The organism is Streptomyces sp. NPDC094143 (genome assembly GCF_040303825.1).
In the GTDB taxonomy this organism is placed as follows: Bacteria; Actinomycetota; Actinomycetes; order Streptomycetales; family Streptomycetaceae; genus Streptomyces.
Genome location: NZ_JBEOTZ010000013.1, coordinates 130,845 through 149,660, shown reverse-complemented (window position 1 = coordinate 149,660; position 18,816 = coordinate 130,845). Strand labels below are relative to the sequence as shown.

Sequence of the window (18,816 nt, the reverse complement as noted above, 5' to 3'; positions counted from 1 at the left end):
CGGTCCTCACCGTTCATCGTGGTCGCTGTCGCCGCGTGCGGCGTCTTCGAGTTCGCTCAGCACCTGTTCCTCCACCAGGTCCGCCAGGGCGGCGACGGTGCGGTTGACCAGGACGTCGCGGGGCGTGAGGGTCACGCCGAAGGTGTCGTTGGCGCGGGAGGCGATGAGCAGCGCGCGCAGGGAGTCGCCGCCCAGGGCGAAGAAGTCGTCCTCGGCTCCCACGGTGGTCTCCAGCGCCTCCTCCCACAGGGCGGCGACGGCCTCCTCGGTGGGCGTGCGGGGCGGTACGTGTCCGGCGTCCGGCTCCCGTGTCCCGGGGACGGGGGCGGGCAGCGCGGCCCGGTCGGTCTTGCCGTTCTCCGTCAGCGGGAAGCGGTCCATCGCCACGAACGCCGACGGCACCATGGGGCCGGGCAGGGTGCGGGCGGCGAAGGCCCGCAGGTCCGCGCCGGCCGGCGCCTCGGCGCCGGGGGCGACGAGCACGTGGGCCACCAGGCGCGGCAGCCCCGGTTCGTCCTCCCGCACGCTCACCACGGCGTCCAGCACCGCCGGGTGGCGCACCAGGGTGGCCTCCACCTCGCCGGCCTCGATGCGGTGGCCGCGCAGTTTGAGCTGGTGGTCGGTGCGGCCGAGGTAGTGCAGTTCGCCGCGGGCGTCACGGCGGACCAGATCGCCGGTGCGGTACATGCGCGCGCCGGGCGGTCCGAACGGGTCGGCGGTGAAGCGGGTCGCCGTCAGGCCGGGGCGGTTGAGGTAGCCGCGGGCCAGGGCCGGTCCGGCGAGCCACAGTTCGCCGGACACGCCGTCGGGGACGGGGCGCAGGCGGGCGTCGAGGACGTAGGCGGCGGTGACGGGCAGGGCGCGGCCGATGGGCGGTGCGCCGCCGTCCGGTTCCAGCGGGTCGGACCAGGTGGCCACCACGGTGGCCTCGGTGGGCCCGTAGGAGTTGATCATGCGGTGGTGCGGTGCCCATCGGGCGACCAGTTCGCCCCGGCAGGCGTCCGCGCCGACGATCAGGGTGCGCAGGTCGGGCAGGGTGCCGGGGGTGTCCGGCGGGAGGGTGGCGAGCGCGGCGGGCGGCAGCAGGGTGTGCGTGATGCGCGCGGTGCGCAGCACGCCGGCCAGTTCGGCGCCGAGCAGCGGGCCGGGCGGCGGTACGACCAGGCTCGCGCCGTGCGGCAGGGACATGCACAGCTCCAGCACGGAGGCGTCGAAGCTGGGCGTGGCGAAGGCCAGCACACGGTCCCCGGCACGGACCTGGTACTGCGCGGCCTCGGCGGCGGCGAACGCGGCCAGCCCCCGGTGGGTGACGACGACGCCCTTGGGGGTGCCGGTGGAACCGGAGGTGTAGATGACGTACGCCGGGTCGTCGAGGTGCAGCGGACGGACGCGGTCGGTGTCGGCGGGCCGGTGGCCGGGCGCGCCGTCGGGCGGTGCGGCGAGCAGGCCGGCGACCTCCTCGGCGGTGAGGGTGACGGCGGGGTTCGCGTCGCGCAGCATCAGCGCCACCCGCTCGGCCGGGTAGCCGGGGTCCACGGGGAGGAACGCGGCGCCCGCCTTGGCCACGGCGAGCTGGGCGAGGACCATGTCCGCCGAGCGCGGCAGGACCAGCGCGACGAGGTCGCCGGGACCGGTCCCGCGGGCGATGAGCCGGTGGGCCAGCAGGTTGGCACGGGCCTCCGTCTCGGCGAAGGTGAACCTCGACTCCCCTGCTTCGAGGGCGGGTTGGCCGGACCACCGGTCGACGGCGGCCTCGATCAGCGTGGGCAGCGTCGCCGGGGGCGGCAGCGGGAGGTGCGGGCGGGCGGGGCCGTGCAGCAGTCGGTGGCGCTCGGTGGGCGGCAGCACGTCCACCGCGTGCAGCGGCGCCTCGTCGCCCGACGCGGCCAGGGCGGTCAGGGCGTGCACCAGCCGGGTGGCCAGGGCCTCGGCCGTGGTCGCCTCGAAGTACCGCTGGTCGTAACCGAGTTCCACGGTCAGCTCGTCGCCGGGCGAGATCACCACGGTGAGCGGGTAGTTGGTCGCCTCGCGGGCGTCGAGGCCGTGCACGCGCACGCCGTGCGCGCCCGCGGTGGCGTCGCCGACCGGGTAGTTCTCGAACACCAGCAGGCTGTCGAACAGGGGCGTGCCCGGCGGCAGTTCGCTCCACTGGTGCAGGTCCGTCAGCGGCACGTGGTCGAAGCGCCGGTCCTCGGCGCGGGCGGCCTGCAGCTCCCGAAGCCAGGCGGTGCACGGCGTGGACTCGTCCACGGTGACCCGCGCGGGCAAAGTCGTGATGAACAGGCCGGTGATGGTGTCCGCGCCGGGCAGGTCGGCGGGCCGGCCGGAGACCGTGGTGCCGAAGCACACCTCCCGACCGCCCCCGGCGCGCGCCAGCAGCAGCGCCCAGGCACCTTGGACCAGGGTGTTGAGGGTGAGCCGGTGGCGGCGCGTGAAGTCGGTCAGCTTGGCTGTGCCGTCCGCGTCGAGGCGCTGCGACAGCCAGGTGCCCGACCGTGCGGCGGCGCCCGGGGCGGGCCTGCGGTCGTACGGCAGCGGGGTCGGCGCCGCGTATCCGGCGAGGGCGGCCTTCCAGTGCTCCTCGGCGGCGGCGGTGTCGCGGCCGGCCAGCCAGGCGGCGTAGTCGGCGAAGGGCCGCCGCTGAGGCAGCCGCGGCTCGGCCCCGGCGGCGAGCGCGGCGTGCGCCTGAAGGACGTCCGACAGCACGTGGAAGACGCTCCAGCCGTCCAGCAGGACGTGGTGGAAGGTCCATACCACGCGCACCTCGTCCGCGCCGAGCCGGATCAGGGTGACGCGCAGCAGCGGGGGGCGGCCGAGGTCGATGCCGCGGGCCCGGTCGTCGTCGAGCAGTTGCCGCAGTGCGCTCTCCCGCCGCGCCGGGTCGAGGTCGCTCCAGTCGAGCCGGGTGACGGGCAGCGGGACGCGGCGGTGCACGGTCTGCAGCGGCGTCGGGACCCCGGTCAGGGCGACGGCGGTGCGCAGCACGGGCGTGGCGTCCACGACGTGCTGCCAGGCGTCCGCCAGCAGCGCGGGGTCGCGCACGCCGTCGGCGACGAAGGTGATCTGCTCGACGTACAGGCCCTCGCCGGGCTCGTCCATGCCGTGCACGACCATGCCGGTCTGGGTGGGGGTCAGCGGGTAGACGTCCGTCACGTCCCGGCCGTCGCCGACGAGCCGGTCGACTGCGGATTGGTCCAGGGCGGCCAGCGGGAAGTCGGACGGGGTGCGGCCGCCCGCGCCGGGCCGGGCGCAGTGCCGGACGATCCGGCGCAGTTCCTCGGCCGTCTCCTCGGCGAGGTGGGCGACGGTGTCCTGCCGGTGCACCGTGCGGGAGTACGACCAGGTGAACTCCAGCCGCTTGTCGGTGACCCGGCCGAGCACGTCGATGAGGTGGGGTCGGTCCGCCGAGCGGTCCATGCCGCCGGTCAGGCCCTCGTGGGGCGCCCGCAGCAAACCGTCTCCGGTGGCGCTGAAGTCCTGCTGCCCGAGGTAGTTGAAGCCCACTCGCGGCAGGTCGGGCAGTTCGGGTCCCGACGGGTGCAGGTGCCGCAGCGCGCCGTAGCCCACTCCCCCGCGCGGTACGGCCCGCAGGTTCTCCTTGACGGTCTTCAGCGCGGTGCCGAGGCCGGCGTCGCCGGGCACGTCGAGGCCCACGGGGAACATGGTGGTGAACCAGCCGACGGTGCGGGACAGGTCGACGCCGTCGAAGAGGTCCTCGCGGCCGTGCCCCTCCAGCGCGACCACCACCCGGTCCTGCCCCGTCCAGCGGCCCAGGACCCGGCCGAGCGCGCACAGCAGGACGTCGTTGACGCGTGTGCGGTAGGCGTCGGGAACCTCCTTCAGCAGGCGTTCGGTCTCCTCGGCGCCGAGGCTCACCGTCACGGTCTCCTCGTCGGCGGCGGTGTTGCCGCCGGGAAGGTCGGTCGGCAGGCCGGTCGGGTGAAGGGCGCTCCAGTGGGCGGCCTCGTCGTCGAAGCCGCCGTCGGCCGTGTGCGTGGCCAGGCGCCGGGCCCAGTCGCGGAAGGAGGTCGTCTTCGCGCCCAGGTCGGGGGTTCCCCCGGCGAGCAGCGCCCGGTAGGCGGTGTCGAGGTCTTCGAGGATCACCCGCCAGGACACCGCGTCGACGACCAGGTGGTGGGCGGCCAGCAGCAGGACGGGCGGCAGGTCGCCGTCCCGGTGGCACAGGGCGGCCTTCAGCAGCGGCCCGACCGCCAGGTCGAACGCCGCGCACAGGGCGACGGCCACGGCGGCCGGGTCCTCCGGGGTGCGGTGCACCTCCAGGTGCGGCTCGGTGCCGGGCGGGGTGCCCAGCTGCCGCCACCGGCCGTCGCCCGCGTGCTCGTACCGCGTGCGCAGCGCGTCGTGCTGCTCCAGCACCGCGGCGAGGGCGGCGCGCAGCAGTGTCTCGTCGGTGTCGGGCGCCACCTCGAAGGAGACCGCCTGGGTGAAGTGGGCCGGGTCGCCGGTGAGGGTGTCGAACAGCCAGTGCTGTACGGGCGTGAGGGGGACGTCGCCGACGACGGGGCCCTGGTCGGCCGTGGCGGGGGCCGGGCCGGCCGGTGAGGCGTCGACCGCGGCGGCGAGTTCGGCGATCGTCTGGTGGGCGAAGAGGTGACGGGGTGTCAGGGTCAGTCCGGCCCGGCGGGCCGCGGAGACGATCTGGATGCCGAGGATGGAGTCGCCGCCGAGCGCGAAGTAGTTGTCCGTCGCGCCCACTTCGGGTACGCCCAGCACCCGTGCCCAGATCGCGGCGAGGGTCTGCTCGGTGGCGGTGCGCGGCGGCCGAACGTCCTCCGTGGTGGGGGCCGCGGACCACACCGGTTCCGGCAGGCCGCGCCGGTCCAGCTTGCCGGTGGCGCCCAGAGGCAGCCGCTCCAGGGGCACCACGGCCGCCGGGACCAGGTGGTCGGGCAGGGTGCGGGCGAGGAACGCCCGCAGCTCGGCCGGCGCCGGGAGGTCGCCGGCGCGCGGCACGGCGTAGCCGACGAGGCGCTTGTGGCCGTCGTGTTCGACCACGCGGGCGGCGGCCGCGGCGACCTGGGGGTGCCGGGCCAGGGCCGCCTCCACCTCACCGAGTTCGATGCGGAAGCCGCGCACCTTCACCTGGTCGTCGGTGCGGCCCAGGTACAGCAGGTCGCCGTCGGCCGTCCAGCGGACCAGGTCGCCGGTGCGGTACATGCGGCTGCCGGGCGATCCGAACGGGTCGGCGAGGAAGCGGCCGGCGGTCAGGCCGGGCCGGTTCAGGTAGCCGCGGGCCACCCCGGTCCCGGCGAGGTACAGCTCCCCGGGCGCTCCGACGGGCACGGGCCGCATACGGGCGTCGAGGACGTAGGCGCGGGCGCCGCCGACCGGCCGGCCGATGGGCGGCACCCGGTCGGGGTCGGCCGGGTCGCAGGTGAAGGCGGTGGCGTAGACGGTGGCCTCGGTGGGGCCGTAGACGTTCATCACGCGGCAGCCGGGGATCGCCTCGCGCACCTGCTGGACGGCGCGGGCGGGCAGGGCCTCCCCGGCCAGGACGACGGTGTCGGCGCCGACGTGCACGGTGTCCTCGGCCAGCAGCCGGCCGAGGGCGGAGGGCACGGCGCTGAGCAGCCCCGCCCGCCACGGCCCGGACCGCTCGGCGAGGGCCAGCAGGTCGCGGACGACCTCCACCCGGCCGCCCGCCAGCAGCGGCGAGAAGATCTCGAACACCGACACGTCGAAATTGAGCGAGGTGGACGCCACCACGTGGGCGAGTCCCCGGCCGGTGAACTCGGCGGCGGCCCAGTCGGTCAGCGCCACCACCGAGGCGTGGGAGACGACGACGCCCTTGGGCCGGCCGGTGGAGCCGGAGGTGTGGATGACGTAGGCCGGGTGGTCCGGCAGCAGCCGGGCATGCCGCTCGCCGTCGCCGACGGGTGCCGCGGACGCGGCGGCCAGCCGGGCGGCGCAGGCCGGGTCGTCCAGGGCGATCCGCGTGTACGGGCCGTCCGGGAGCCTGGCGGAGGTCTCCGCGCAGGTGATGACCGCGTCGGGGCGGACGTCCTCGAAGAGGAACGCGATGCGCTCGGCCGGGTATCCGGGGTCGACGGGCAGGTAGGCGGCGCCGCTCTTGAGGACCGCCAGGAGCGCCACGATCAGGTCGGCGGTGCGGGGCAGGGCCAGGGCGACGAACCGCTCCGGCCCCGCTCCGGCGTCGATCAGCAGCCGGGCCAGCCGGTTGGCGCGCTCGTCGAGCTGCCGGTACGTGAGGTGGTCGGCGCCGGCGGTGACGGCGCGGGCGTCGGGGGTGCGGGCGGCCTGGGCCGCGAAGGCGTCCGGGAGGGTGCGCCGCGGGAGCTGCGCGCCCGGTCCGGCGAGGCGGTCCAGCAGGCGGCGCCCGTCGGCCGGTGAGAGCGGGGTGAGGTCGGCGAGGGGGCGGTCGGCGTCGGCGGCGAGCTGCGTCAGGAGGGTGCGCAGGCTCGCGCCGATCCCCTCGACGGTGGCCGCGTCGAAGGCGGCCGGGTCGTAGTCGAGGCTCACGGTGACGTCGTCGCCGGGGGCGACGACCACGCTGAGCGGGTAGCTGGTCGGCTCGACGTCGCGTTCCTGCTCGACGGCGAGTCCGTGCCGGGCCAGGGCGCCCGCGTCGAACGGGTAGTTCTCGAAGACGACGATGCTGTCGAACAGGCCGGTGCCGCCGGGTACTTCGCTCCAGGACTGCAACTGGGCGAGGGACACGAAGTCGTGGCGCCGGGACTCCGACTGGGCGGCCTGCACCTCGCGCAGCCACTCCAGCAGGGGGCGGTCCCGGTCGATGCGCAGCCGGGTGGGCAGGGTGTTGATGAACAGGCCCACCATGGAGGTCACGCCGGGCAGTTCGGCCGGGCGGCCGGACACGGTCGTGCCGAAGACGACGTCGTCACCGCCGCCGTAGTGGTGCAGCAGCAGCCCCCAGGCGCCCTGGAGCACGGTGTTGACGGTCAGTCCGGCCCGCTGGGCGGTGTCCCTCAGGCGTGCCGACACCTCCGTGCCGAGGGTCATCCGCACCGTGCCGGACGAGGAGGCTCGGTGTGCGTCGGCGGGGCGCCGGTCGCGGGGCAGTTCGGTGGGCACGGCGAATCCGGCGAGGGTGTCGCGCCAGTGCTGTTCGGCCCGGGCGGTGTCCTGGGCGGCCAGCCACTCCAGGTAGCGGGCGAAGGGGGCCCGGTCGGGCACCTGCGGGCGGCGGCCGGCGGTCCGGGCCGCGTACCGCTCGCACACCTCGTCGAAGACCTGGGCCGCGCTCCAGCCGTCCAGCAGCACGTGGTGGAACGTCCACACCATGCGCACCCGGTCCGGGGCGAGCCGGATCAGCGCGAGCCGCATCAGCGGAGCCGTGCCGAGGTCGATCCCGGTCTCCCGGTCCGCGTCGAGCAGCGCCTCCGTCTCCCGTGCGCACCGCTCGGCGGTCCACCCGGTCCAGTCGTGCTGGGTGACCGGCACGGCGGCCCGTCGCTCCACCACCTGGAGGGGTTCTGCCGTCTCCTGCCACACCAGGCGGGTGCGCAGGATCGCGTTGGCGTCCGCCGTGTCCTGCCACGCCGCGGCGAGAGCGTGCGGGTCGGTGACGCCGTGCAGGACGACCTGCACCTGGTTGACGTAGGTGCGGCCCTGGGGGTCCAGGAGGCTGTGGAAGAGCATGCCCGCCTGCATCGAGGTCAGCGGGTACACGTCCTCGACGCCGCGGCCGTCGCCCACGACCCGGTCCACGGCGGCCTGGTCGAGGCGGGCCAGCGGGAAGTCCGAGGGCGTGCGGCCGCCGGCCTGCGGGCCGGCGCAGTGCGCGACGATCTCCTCCAGGGAGCGCAGCATGCCCTCGGCGAGGGCGGCGACGGTCTCCTCGCGGTGGCGGCCGTCGCTGTAGTGCCAGGTGATCTCCAGCTGGTCGTCCTCGACGCGGGCCACCACGTCCAGCAGGTGCGGACGCGGCGCTGCGGGGTCCTCCGCGCCGTCCAGGCCGCCGGGAACGGCCCGGACCAGCGCGGCGTCGGGGGCGGACCAGTCGAACCGCCCCAGGTAGTTGAAGCTGATGCCGGGCAACGGCGCGGCGGCGAGCCGTTCGTCGCCCGCGAGGTGGCGCAGGGCGCCGTAGCCGATCCCCCGGTCGGGCACGGCCCGCAGCTGTTCCTTCACGGCTTTCAACGCGGTGCCCCAGTCACCCCGGGGCAGGTCGAGGGCGACCGGGAAGAGGCTCGTGAACCAGCCGACCGTGCGGGACAGGTCGAGGTCGTCGAAGTGCTGGTCCTCGCGGCCGTGCCCCTCCAGACCCACGGCCACGGTGCGGCGGCCGGTCCAGTCCGCCAGGACGCGGCCGAGGGCGGTCAGCAGGACGTCGTCGACGCGGGTGCGGTACACGCCGGGGACCTTGCGCAGGAGGTCCTCGGTGCGCTGCCGGTCGAGGCGTACGGTCACGGCGCGCAGGTCGGCGACGGTGTTGCCGCCGTGGAGGTCCACCGGCAGCGGTTCGGCGCAGTGCCGGGCCACGTCCGCCCAGTGGGCGCGCTGCGCGGCGAGGTCCGCCTCGCCGGTGCGGTTGGTGAGCCGCCGCACCCATTCCCGCACGGACGTGGTGCGCTCCGGCAGCCGGACCGCCTCCCCGGCCCGGGCCTGCCGGTAGGCCGTCTCCAGGTCCTCCAGCAGGACGCGCCAGGAGACGCCGTCGACGATCAGGTGATGGGCCGTCAGCAGCAGGCGCGGCATCCGGCCGTCGCCGGTGAACAGGCGCGCGGTGATCAGCGGTCCGGTCTCCAGGCGGAAGCCGGTGTGCGCCTCGTGGGAGAGGCGGGCCTCGGTCTCCGCCGCGGCCCGCGCGTCGTGACCGCTCAGGTCGTGCACGCGCAGCAGCTCCGGCACGTCGGCCTCCGCGGCGGCGTACTCCTGGCGCCAGGTGCCGTCCGCCGCGCGGATGAAGCGGGCGCGCAGGGCGTCGTGGTGGGTCCACAGCGCGGCCAGGGCGGCACTCAGCGCGCCGGGGTCGACGTCCGCGGGCGCCTCGACGACCACCGACTGGTTGAAGTACTCCGGGCGGGGCGGCTCGGCGTTTAGGAACCAGTGCTGGATCGGGGTGAGCGCGACCTCCCCGGACACCGGGCCGGTGTCCGCGACGGCCGCGCGGGCGCCGGTCGAGGCGGCGGCCAGGGCGGCGAGCGTGGGGTGGCGGAACAGGTCCCTCGGCGTCAGCGCCAGTCCCGCGGTGCGGGCGCGGGAGACGACCTGGATGCTGACGATCGAGTCGCCGCCCAGCATGAAGAAGTGGTCGTCGAGGCCGACGCGTTCCACACCGAGCAGCTCGGCCCAGATGCCGGCGAGCACCCGTTCGGCCTCGGTGCGCGGCGCGCGGTAGGCGGTGTCGGCCGCCGGCGACCACTCGGGTTCGGGCAGCCGGCGCCGGTCGACCTTGCCGTTCGCGGTCAGGGGCAGCTCGGCCAGGGTGACGAACGCGGCCGGGAGCATGTAGTCGGGCAGTTCCCCGGCCAGGTGGGCGCGCAGCTCGGCCGCCGGCGGCACGACCGCGCCGGGGGCCGGCACCAGGTGCGCGACCAGGCGTTTGCGTCCCTCGTGCCGTGAGACCGACACGACCGCCTCGGCGATCGCCGGGTGGGCGGTGAGCCGGGCCTCGATCTCGGCGGGCTCGACGCGGAAACCGCGGATCTTGATCTGGTCGTCGACGCGTCCCACGAAGCGCAGTGCGCCGTCGGCGCTCCAGCGCACGATGTCGCCGGTGCGGTACATCCGCCCGCCGGGCGGTCCGTAGGGGTCGGCCAGGTAGCGGGCCGCGGTGGCGCCGGGGCGCCCGGCGTAACCACGGGCCAGTCCGGCGCCGGCGAGGTACAGCTCTCCCGGCACGCCGGGCGGCTGCGGCTGGAGCGCGCCGTCCAGGACGTAGACGCGGGTGTCGTCGAGGGGACGGCCGATGGGCAGTGCCGCCGGCAGCGTGTCACCGGCGTGGAAGGCCTGGCGGGTGGCGAAGGTGGTGGTCTCGGTCGGGCCGTACACGTCGACGACGGTGAGGCCGGGGCAGGCGTCCAGCACGCGCCGTACGGCGGCGCCGGGCACGGCCTCGCCGCCCGTCCACACCTCGCGGGCGCCGCGCAGGCAGGCCGGGTCCTCCTGGGCGAGCAGGCGGAACAGGCCGACCGTCAGGAACAGGCAGCTCACGCCCTCTTCGGTGATCGCACGGCGTACGGCGGCGGCGTCCAGGTCGCCCGGTGGGGCGAGCACGGCCGTGCCGCCGCGCAGCATGGGCACCCACAGCTCGTAGGTGGAGGCGTCGAAGGCGTGCGGGGAGTGCACGAGCACGCGGTCGTGTCCGGCGAAGGCACGGTCGCGGGCGAGGGCCGCGACGTCCCGCTGCCGTGCGGCCACGCCCTTGGGGGTGCCGGTGGAGCCGGAGGTGAACATGAGGTACTGGACGTTGTCCGGGTGCACGCGCGGCGAAGTGGTGAGGTCAGTGGTCACCGCCTCGGCGTCCGGGTCCGGGCGCAGCACGCGTCCTTCCGGAAGCAGGTCCGCGGCCGTCTCGTGCCACTCCGCGTCCGTGAGCAGCAGGCCGGCGCCGGCCTCCGCGAGCATGGCCCGCAGCCGTTCCCGGGGTGCCCGGCCGTCGAGCGGGACGTACACGCCGCCGAGGCGGGCGAGGGCGAGCTGGGCGACGACGAGGGTGGTCGAGCGGTCCATCAGCACACCGACCGCGGCCTCCGGGCGCACCCCGCAAGCGGCCAGCCGGCCGGCAAGCGCCGCCGCCCGGGCGTCGAGTTCGCGGTAGGTCAGCCGCTCCGCGCCGGCCAGCAGTGCGAGGGCGTCGGGGGTGCGTGCCACCTGCGCGGCGAAGAGGGCCGCGGTGGTCGCGGCGGGGGCGCCGGTGGCGGTGTCGTTCCACGTGCGGAGCACCTGTTCACGGCGGGCGGCCGTCAGCAGCGGCAGGCGCGCGGGGGCCTGCTGCGGGCTGGCGGCGAAGCCCTCCAGCAGGACGGTGAGGTACTCGGCCATCCGCTCGACGGTGTCGGCGTCGAAGAGGTCCGGGTCGTAGCCGAGGCGCAGGGCGAGTTCCGTGCCGGGGTAGGCGACCAGGCTGAGCGGGTAGTTGGTGGTCTCGAAGCCCTCCAGACCGGTCAGCCGCAGGCCGTGCGCGGCGGCGAGGTCGTCGTCGACCGGGTAGTTCTCGAACACGACGATGCTGTCGAAGAGGGCGGCACGCTCGGGCAGGTCGGTGTACGCGGTCATCCGGTGCAGCGGCACGTGGTCGTGGCGCCGGTCCTCGCTCTGTTCCTGCTGGAGCCGGGCCAGCCAGGTGAGCAGCGGCTCGTCGCGCGGCACGGTCACCCGGGTGGGCAGGGTCGCGATGAACAGGCCGGTGATGGCGTCGGCCCCGGGCAGTTCGTCGGGCCGCCCGGAGACGGTGGTGCCGAAGACCGCCTCGGTGCGGCCCGCCTGACGGCTCAGCAGCACCGCCCAGGCACCCTGAACGAGGGTGTTCATCGTGAGACCCGCCGTCCTGGCCAGGTCCTGCAGCGCTTTCGTGGCGGGCTCGGGCAGGGTGACGCGCACGGCCGCCGTCGACTCCGCGCGGTGGCTCTCGCGGGGCTCGCGGTCGAAGGGGAGCGCGGTGGTCTCGCTCAGGCCGTTCAGTCGGGAACGCCAGTGCCGTTCGGCCTCGGCCCCGTCGGCGCGCTCACCCAGCCACGCGACGTAGTCACGGAAGGGGCGGCGCTCGGGCAGCGCGGCCTGTGCCGTGCCGGACAGGCCCGCGTGGCAGGCGAAGACGTCGGAGAGCACCTGGAACAGGCTCCAGCCGTCCAGGATCAGGTGGTCGAACGACCACACGACGCGGACCGCGCGGTCGGAGACCCGGGCCAGCACCAAGCGCTGGAGCGGCGCGCGGGTCAGGTCGACGCCCCGGGCGCGGTCGCGGTCGAGCAGGTCGCGCAGCCGCTCGTCCCGGTCGGCGGCGGTCAGACCGCGCCAGTCGGGCAGTTCCACCGGCACGGCCGCCCGGCGCTGCACCACGAGCAGTGGCTCGGGCACGTCCTGCCACACCACCCGCGAGCGCAGCACCGGGGTCCGGTCGGTGACCCGCTGCCAGGCGTCCGCCAGCACACCGGGATCGGGCACGCCGTCGAGGACGAACGTCAGCTGCTGGAAGTACACACCGCGGTCGTCCTGGGAGAGCCGGTGGAAGAGCATGCCGGCCTGGGTGGGCGTCAGGGGGTGGACGTCCTCCACGCCGGCGGGGTCCTCCCCCACGACGCGGTCGATGTGGGTCTGGTCGAGCCGGGCCAGCGGGAAGTCCGAGGGAGTGCGTCCGGCGGCGCCGGGCCGGGACGCGTACCGGGCGAGGCCGGCCAGCGCGTCGGCGTAGCGTTCCGCGAGGTCGGCGACGGTTTCCGGCCGGTGCACCCGGTCGGAGTGGAACCAGGTGAACTCCAGGCTGTCGCCGTCCAGCCGCCCCACGACCTCCAGGGCGTGCGGGCGCGCCCCCGACGGGTCGGCGTCCAGTTCCAGCGGGCGGACCAGGCCGCGGTACAGGCCCTCGGAGGGCTCGGACAGACCGAACCGGCCCAGGTAGTTGAAGCTGATCTGCGCGCTGGTCGCCGGGAGGGGTGTGCCGTCGCGGCCCGGCAGGGTCAGGGCGCCGTGGCCGATGCCGTGCCGGGGCACCGCCCGCAGGTGTTCCTTGACCTGCTTGATCACGCCGTCCCAGCCCGCCCCGGGCGGGACGGCCAGGGCGACGGGGTGGCGGGTGGTGAACCAGCCGATGGTCCGGCTGGTGTCGATGTCGGCGAAGAGCTCCTGGCGGCCGTGTCCTTCGACGTCGACGAGCACCCGGTCGTGTCCGCTCCAGCCGCACAGCACCCGGCCGAGGGCGGCGAGCAGGACGTCGTTGGCCTGGGTGCGGTACGTCTCGGGCAGAGTCCGCAGCAGCGCTTCGGTGACCTCGGGACCGAGCCGCACCGTCACCGAGCGCTGGGAGGCGTAGGTGCCGGTGCCCTCCTGGTCAGCGGGCAGAGCCGCCCGGGCGCCTCCGGTCTGCCGGCTCCAGTACGCCTGCTCGTCGTCGAAACCGCCGGCGGCGGTGTGCGCGGCCAGGCGCTCGGCCCACTGCCGCAGGGGGGAGGACTTGGCGGGCAGCGCGGCAGCGCCGTCGCGGCCCTCACGGCGGGCGAGGTAGGCGCGTTCGAGGTCTTCGAGGAGCAGGCGCCAGGAGACTCCGTCCACGACGAGGTGGTGGACGGCCAGATGCAGGACGGGCGGCCGTCGATCGCCCCGGTCGTGCAGGACGGCGCGCAGCAGCGGGCCGTGGCCCAGGTCGAACGGGCCGAGGTGCGGGGTGTCGGTGTCCGGGCCGGTGTGGTGGGTGAGGCGGCACCGCGCGGCCGGGCCGTCGATCAGCCACCGCACGCCCGTGTCGTCGGCGAGGAAGCGGGAGCGCAGCGCGTCATGGTGGGTGACCACGTCGTCGAGGGCGGCTTGCAGCGCGCCCGCGTCGACGTCGGCGGGCAGTTCCACCGAGAGCGTCTGGGCGAAGTGGCCGGCGCGCTCGGCGGCGCTGCCGAACAGCCAGTGCTGGATGGGTGTCAGAGGCGCGGCGCCGGTGGCCTCGAAAGGCGCGGACGGGACGGCGGTCCGGTGGCGGCACGTCTCGTCGGCGCGGCGGGCCAGGGCGGCGACCGTCTGGTGCTGGTAGACGTCGCGCGAGGTGATCGTCAGACCCGCCTGCCGGGCCTGGGCCACGACCTGGATGCTGAGGATGGAGTCGCCGCCCAGCGCGAAGAAGTTGTCGTCCGCTCCGACGCGCTCCACGTGCAGGACGCCGGCCCAGATGGCGGCGAGCGTGCGTTCGGTGGGGGTGCGGGGCGCGACGTGGCGGGCTGCGGGTTCGGCCGGCGCCGGGTCGGGAAGCTTGCCTCGGTCCAGTTTGCCGTTGGGGTTGAGCGGCAGGGCGGGCAGTACCACGACGGCCGCGGGGACCATGTAGTCGGGCAGGGTGCGCCCGAGTTCACGCCGTACCGCCTCGGGCTCCACCCGGGCGCCGGGGGCGGGGACCACGTATCCGGCAAGGCGGCGGTGACCGTCGCCGTCGCGGACGGTGGCGGCGGCCTCGGCGACGCCCGCGCAGCCGCGCAGGGCCTCTTCGACCTCGCCGAGTTCGATGCGGAAGCCACGCACCTTGACCTGCTGGTCGACACGGCCGAGGTACTCGAGCCGGCCGTCGGCGCTCCAGCGCACCAGGTCGCCGGTGCGGTACATGCGGTCCCCGGGAGCGCCGAACGGGTCGGCGACGAAGCGTGCGGCGGTCAGGCCGGGGCGGCGCAGGTAACCGCGCGCGAGTCCGCCGCCGCCCAGATACAGCTCGCCGGTGACGCCCGGCGGCTGGGGGCGCAGCAGACGGTCCAGCACGTAGGCGCGGGTGCGGGCGACGGGACGGCCGATGGGAGGCGCCTGGGCGGGGACGGTGGAGCCGGCGAACCAGGCGGTGGCGTAGACGGTGGCCTCGGTGGGGCCGTAGATGTTCGCCACCTCGGCGGTCGGCATGCCGCCCTTGATGTCGCGGACGGTGCGGGCGGGCAGGGCCTCGCCGGCCAGGACGACGGTTTCCGCCACGATGGCACCGTCGCCGAGCACCCGGGACAGTGCGGACGGCACACCGCTGAGCAGTCCGACCCGGCGCGGCCGAGGACCGTCGGTGGGGGCGGGGAGGTCGGCCAGGGCGGTGAGGTCGGCGACCACTTCGACGCTGCCGCCGGCCATCAGGGGGCACAGCAGCTCGAAGACGGACACGTCGAAGTTGAGGGAGGTGGAGGCGACGACGTGGGAGAAACCGCGCGAACCGAACGTGTCCCCCGCCCAGGCGGCCAGCGCGGCCACACTGCCGTGGGTGACGACCACGCCCTTGGGCCGGCCGGTGGAGCCGGAGGTGTAGATGACGTAGGCGGGATGGGACGGGTGGAGCGGTGCCGCGCGGTCGGCGTCGGTCAGGTCCGAGCCGTCGGTGCGGGCCTGAGCCGGGTCCGCGGCATCGGCGATGAAGGGCGCCAGGTCCTCCAGCAGCAGCGGCTCGCAGTCCCCGGGAAGCGCGTGCGCCGTGTCCCGGGTGGCGAGGACGAGGGCGGGGTCGGCGTCGGCCAGCATGAAGCGGATGCGTTCGGCCGGGTAGCCGGGGTCGACGGGCAGGTACCCGGCGCCCGACTTCAGTACGGCCCACAACACGGGCAGCAGATCGGCGGTGCGCGGCAGGCACAGCGCCACCAGGGACTCCGGGCCCGCGCCGCGTGCCGCCAGTAGCCGGGCGAGACGGTTGGCACGCCGGTTCAGCCCGGCGTAGTCCAGCCGGGTCTCGCCGCAGGTCACGGCGGTCCGGTCGGGAGTGCGGGCCACCTGCTCCTCGAAGAGCGCGGGGAGTGTGGCGCCGTCGGCCCGGTTGCCGGCCGGTGCGGGCGGGTTCCAGGAGTCCAGGAGCACGCGCCGCTCGTCGTCGGACAGCAGCGGGAGTTCGGCCAGCGTCCGCTGCGGGCCGTCCGCCATGCCTTCGAGCAGGTGGTGCAGCTGACGGCCCATCCGGGCCACGGTCGCCGCCTCGAACAGGTCGGTGTTGTACTCCACCGTCAGCTCGTGGCCGCCGTCGGCTCGCGGCGCGAACTCCAGCACGAGGTCGAAGCGGGCGGCCGGGCGGGGCAGCGGGTGGTCCTCGATGCGTACCCCGGCGGCGGCCGGCGGCCGGGCGGGCGCCGCCTGCTGGACCACGAGCGCCTGCACCAGCGGCGTGCGGCTGGGGTCTCTCGGCGGGGCGAGTTCCTCGACCACCCGGTCGAAGGGCACACCCTCATGGGCGAAGGCGTCCAGCACGGTCGCGCGCACGGTCTGCACGAACCGGTCCACCGTGACGGCGTCGTCGACCTCGCCGCGCAGCACCACCGTGTTGGCGAAGAAGCCCGTCACGTCCTCCAGTTCGCGGCGGTCCCGCCCGTTGGTGACGGTGCCGAACGCCACGTCCCGCTGCCCGGAGTAGCGGGCGAACAGCACGGCCGCCGCCGCGGCGAACACCGTGAAGACGGTGGTGTCGCGGCCCGCTGCCAGCTGCCGCAGCCGGTCCACCAGGTGGCGCGGTATCTCCTGGCGGTGTGCCGCGCCCGCGGTGGTGCGCACCGCGGGGCGCGGCCGGTCGGTGGGCAGTTCGAGCTGCTGGAGGCCGGCGAGGTGGCGTTTCCAGTACGCGAGGTCGTCCGCGTGGGCGTCGGCGGTGTGCCGCTCGCGCTCCCACAGCGCGAAGTCCGGGTACCGCACTTCCGGCCGGGGCAGGCCGTCGGGTTCGCCGGTGGCCTCCGCCCGGTAGAGCGCCGCCAGGTCCCGGGTCAGGACGCCCACCGACCAGCCGTCGGTGACGATGTGGTGCTGGGCCAGCAGCAGCACGTGGTCCTCGGGCGCCCGGCGGATGAGCAGCGCCCGGGTCAGGGGCCCGTTCATCAGGTCGTGGGGCCGGCGCAGCTCCTCGGTCAGCAGGCGCTCGACGGCCTGGTCCCGCCGGTCGGCGGGCACGTGGCCGATGTCGGTGGTGCGCAGCGGCAGCTCCGCCTCGGCGGCGACGAGCTGGACACCCTGTCCGTCGACGGTGGCGAAGGTGGTGCGCAGGGAGTCGTGGCGGACGGCGAGCCGGTGCAGGGCGCGTTCGAGGGCCGGCGTGTCGAGGGGGCCGCGCAGCCGCAGCGCCACGCCGGTGTTGTACTCGGTGCCGCCGTCGGCGAGGTCGTCGAGGAACCACAGGCGCCGCTGGGCGCTGGAGAGCGGGACGGGCTCCGAGCGCGGGGCGCAGGGGATCGGCTCCGGCGGGGCGGCGGAGGGATCGGCGGTCAGCGGGGCGAGCGCGCCGACGGTCCGCGCGGTGAACACGTCGCGCAGGGTGAGCCGGGCGCCGAACGCTTCCCGGACGCGGGTCAGGGTGCGGGCCGCGAGGATCGAGTCGCCGCCCAGGTCGAAGAAGTCGTCGGTGACGCCGACGGTGTCGACGCCGAGGACGTCGGCCCAGATCGCCGCCAGGGTCCGTTCGTCGTCGGTGCGCGGTGCGACATGCCGCTCGGCCGGCGCGCCGCCGGGGGCGGGCAGAGCCCGCAGGTCGATCTTGTGCTGCGGGGTGAGCGGCAGCGCGTCCAGCACGACGACGGCGGAGGGCACCATGTGGGCCGGCAGGGCGGTGGTGAGGGCGGCGCGCAGCCGGGCCGGCTCGGGCCTGCGGGCGGGGTCGGCGGGGGTGACGTAGCCGATGAGCCGGCCGCGGGCGGGTTCCTCGTCGCGGACCACGACGACGGCCTCACGGATCTGTGGGTCCCGCATCAGGGCGGCCTCGATCTCGCCGGGCTCGATGCGGAAGCCGCGGACCTTGACCTGCCGGTCCACCCGGCCGAGGAACTCCAGCTCGCCGTCGGCGCGTCGGCGCACCCGGTCACCGGTGCGGTAGAGACGGGCACCGGGCGGCCCGGAGGGGTGGGCGACGAACCGTGTCGCGGTCAGGCCGGGGCGGCCGAGGTAGCCGCGGGCCAGCCCGTCGCCGCCCACGTACAGCTCGCCCTCGGAACCGGGCGGCACCGGGCGCAGCGACGCGTCCAGGACGTGTGTCCCGGTGCCGGGCAGCGGACCGCCGATGGCGGGTGTGCCGGTGCCGGCGGTCAGCGGGCCGGTCCAGGTGGCGACGATGGTGGTCTCGGTCGGCCCGTAGGAATTGATCATGCGGCGGCCGGGCGCCCACCGGTCGACGAGGGCGGCCGGGCACGCCTCGGCCCCGACGATCAGGGTGCGCAGCGACGGCAGGCCCCCGATGTCCGCCGGGTCAGGCAGCGTGGCCAGGGCGGCCGGCGGTATGAGGGCGTGGGTGATGCGGTGTTCGCCCAGGACGGTGGCGAGTTCGTCGCCCAGCCAGGGTCCGTTCGGCGGGACGACCAGCAGGGCCCCGGACAGCACGGAGATGAACAGCTCCAGTACGGAGGCGTCGAAGCTGGGCGAGGAGAACTGCAGCACCCGGTCGCCCGGGCCGACGGCGTAGCGCTCGGCGGCCGCCGCGGCGAAACCGGCGATGCCGCGGTGGGTGACGGTGACGCCCTTGGGGGTGCCGGTGGAGCCGGAGGTGAAGATGACGTACGCCGCGTGGTCGGGAAGCGTCCGGCTCGGGGCCGGGTGCGTCTCCGGCTCTTCGCCGTCCGACAGTGCGCGAACCCGGTCGAGGTCGTCCAGGACGACGGCGGGAGCGGCGTCGGCGAGCATCAACGCCCGTCGTTCGGCCGGGTAGTCGGGGTCCACGGGGAGGAAGGCCGCACCGCTGAGAGTCACGGCCAGCTCGGCGGCGATCAGATCCATCGAGCGCGGCAGGACCAGGGCCACCGTCCGCTCGGGTCCGGCGCCGCTCGCGACGAGGTGGGCCGCGAGCCGGCCGGCCCGCCGGGCGAGTTCCCCGTACGACCAGGTGCTCCGGCCGTCGGTGACCGCGGGGGCGTCCGGGTCACGCGTCACCCGCGCGGTGAACAGCTCACCGAGCGGGACGTGGCGGGTGACGTCGCGGACGCGGGCCGGCGGGACGGTGCCGGCCGCTGGGGGGACGGGCATGGCGGGGCGCTGGGCGTGCGGGTCCGTCATCGGGGTGCAGTCCTTCGGGCGGGGGCGGCGCACGGACCCGGCGCGCCGCTGTCGGGCGGCCCGAGGGCACACCGGAGCGGTGCGGGGTCCTTGCGTACGGGGCGGGTGCGGCGCGGCCGGACGGTGCCGATCGGACGCGCGGTCGGACGGTGCCGGTCCGGCGGGCGGTCGGACGCATCCGGTTGGGTGCGCCGTCGG

Annotated in this window: 1 protein-coding gene; it reads right to left on the bottom strand. The window is 75.6% G+C overall.

Annotated elements, in window-relative coordinates; all coding sequences use genetic code 11:
* Positions 1-6 precede the first annotated feature (6 nt).
* The gene (locus ABTZ58_RS18950) at positions 7-18,588 is read right to left on the bottom strand and encodes a non-ribosomal peptide synthetase (protein WP_502996097.1); all 18,582 of its coding nucleotides are present in this window, start codon (positions 18,586-18,588) and stop codon (positions 7-9) included.
* Between the last annotated feature and the right edge of the window lie 228 nt (positions 18,589-18,816).

Bases quoted from the DNA above. Each gene is read 5' to 3' on its own strand.
- ABTZ58_RS18950 (WP_502996097.1), bottom strand. From the start codon at position 18,588: ATGCCCGTCCCCCCAGCGGCCGGCACCGTCCCGCCGGCCCGCGTCCGC.